The organism is Streptomyces europaeiscabiei, assembly GCF_001550375.1.
Taxonomy (GTDB): Bacteria; Actinomycetota; Actinomycetes; order Streptomycetales; family Streptomycetaceae; genus Streptomyces; species Streptomyces europaeiscabiei.
This window is the reverse complement of record NZ_LRTR01000034.1, coordinates 1-2,135: the sequence shown is the minus strand read 5'-3', so window position 1 is coordinate 2,135 and position 2,135 is coordinate 1. Positions and strand designations below refer to the sequence as shown.

The following is a 2,135-nucleotide window of genomic DNA, read 5'->3' as shown; positions in this document are numbered from 1 at the left end:
GGACCCTGGCCCGCGCCAGCCTCCCCGTGGGCGCCCTCGCCCTGGCGGGCCCGGCGGGCAACCGGTGAACGACCCGAACGACACCCCGCTGCGCGTCCTGATCGTGGACGACCACGTCGTCGTACGGGCCGGGCTTCGTGCCCTCCTCACCGGCGAACCCGGTTTCGACGTCGTGGGCGAGACCGGTGACGGCGACGAGGCCGTCCGGCTCACCGCACGGCTCGGCCCGGACGTCGTGCTCATGGATCTCCGGCTGACCGACGACACGGCCCCGGGCACCCGGGTCAACGGCCTCGACGCGACCCGGCGGATCACCGCCGAGGTCCCTGGCAGCCGGGTCGTCGTCCTCACCAGCTCCGGTACCCAGGGCGATGTCGTACGGGCGATGGAGGCCGGGGCCCGCGGCTACATCCTCAAGGCCGGCCCGCCCGAGGAACTGTTCCGGGCCGTGCGCGCCGCGGCGGCCGGCGGGATGGGGCTCGCCCCGGAGGCCGCCGGACACCTCGCCGGTCACCTGGCTGATCCGGGGACCGTTCTCAGCGGCCGGGAGATCGAGGTCGTACGGCTGCTGGCGCTGGGCCACAGCAACCGCGCCATCGCCGCCTCCCTCCATCTCACCGAGGCCACGATCAAGACGCACCTGGTCCGCGTCTACCGCAAGCTCGGCACCGAGAACCGTGCGAGCACGGTGTCCGAGGCCGTCCGGCGGGGACTGCTCGAACTGGGCTGAGCCGGCACCGGGGCCCGGGTCAGTGGGCGCCCATCGGCTCGAACTCCGTGCCGCAGGGGCCCGCCCCCTCGCTCTCCGCCAGCGGCACGGGGGCGCCGCTCATCGTCAGCACGTCGTAGTAGCGGCCGATGCGTTCGGTGGAGCGGCTCACGTAGTGGCCGATGAAGGATCGCCGGAAGCGGTCGGTGGTGCGGTTGGGCTGGGAGCCGTGCACGAGGCTGCCGTTGAAGAAGAGGACATCGCCCGGGGCCATGTCGACGGGCACGGGGTCCAGGCCGGGCGGCGGCGGGACGTACTCGCGGACGAAGGACACCTCCGCATCCGCCTCCTCCGGGCAGAACAGGTCCATGCGGTGCGTCCCCGGCACGACCTCCAGACCGCCGTTGTCGCGGTCGATCACGTCGCAGGCGATCCACGCCGCCACACAGGTGCCCGGTTCGACCCGCAGATAGAAGTTGTCCTGGTGCAGCGCCTGCCCCCGGGCGCCCGGCGGCTTGAAGTAGAACATGCTCTGCGCGGCCAGGACCTCCTCACCCAGAAGCCCTTCGAGGATGTCCCGCAGCCGCGCGTCGAGGAGCACCCGCAGCGACAGTTCGTCGATGCGGTGCGGGTGCATCACCCGGGGGTGGACGTGCAGCGGGTCGGCCGGCCCGTCCGCCGAGGGCGGGCGGGGCTGGAAGTGCCCGGGGATCGGGCCGCCCTCCCGCAGGGCCGTGAACCGATCGCACAGCTCCTCGATCTCGGCGGGCCGGAACAGCCCCCGTGCCACCAGATAGCCGTTCTCCTCGAACTCGACCTTGCCTGTGGCTGTCATCCGCGCATCCCTTCTCTCCGTCGTCTACCGTGCCCCACGCTAGGTCCGACGGTCTTTCGGGAGGATGCCTGTGCGTGCTGACGACCTGCCTGGAACTGCTGGGCCCGCGGACCCGTCGCCGCCGCCCGGCCAGGTGATCATCGGGCGCTTCGACCAACTGCCGCCCTACGCCGTGAACCGGCCGCGCGGCGCGGACAGCTGGCTGTTCACCTGGACCACGGGCGGCGGGGGACTGCTGCGGCAGGGCGCCTCGGAGACGTCGGCGGCCCCGGGTGACCTGGTGGTCCTCGGCCCGGGGGTGCCGCAGCACTACACGGTCCGGCCCGGCGCCGGACACTGGGCGTTCTGGTGGGTGCACTGCCAGCCACGGGCCTCCTGGACGGCCTGGCTGAGCCCGTACGGGACCGGCGACCTGCTGTACGCCGTGCCGTCGGCCCCCGACGGCATCCGCGAACGCGTCGACGCGGCTTTCCGGCGGATGCTCGCCGACGCCCGCTGGACCGGCGAGGGCACCCCGCCGGCCCCCGATGCCACGTCGCCGGGCGGTGAGCACAGAGCACCGGCCGCCGATGTCTCCTCGCCGGGCGGTGA

Annotated in this window: 3 protein-coding genes; 2 read left to right on the top strand and 1 reads right to left on the bottom strand. The window is 73.3% G+C overall.

Annotated features, from left to right (window positions below; all coding sequences use genetic code 11):
- Positions 1-64: 64 nt before the first annotated feature.
- Positions 65-730, top strand: a complete 666-nt coding sequence (locus AWZ10_RS01230; protein WP_060890226.1) for a response regulator transcription factor — start codon at positions 65-67, stop codon at positions 728-730.
- A 19-nt stretch (positions 731-749) separates the two neighbouring features.
- Here the strand turns inward: AWZ10_RS01230 and AWZ10_RS01225 are convergent, their stop codons facing one another.
- Positions 750-1,544, bottom strand: a complete 795-nt coding sequence (locus tag AWZ10_RS01225) for a phytanoyl-CoA dioxygenase family protein (RefSeq protein WP_060890225.1) — start codon at positions 1,542-1,544, stop codon at positions 750-752.
- Between the two features lie 64 nt (positions 1,545-1,608).
- Between AWZ10_RS01225 and AWZ10_RS01220 the strand changes: the two genes are divergently transcribed.
- The coding region (locus AWZ10_RS01220; RefSeq protein ID WP_199845856.1) for an AraC family ligand binding domain-containing protein at positions 1,609-2,135 on the top strand (527 nt) is incomplete at its 3' end.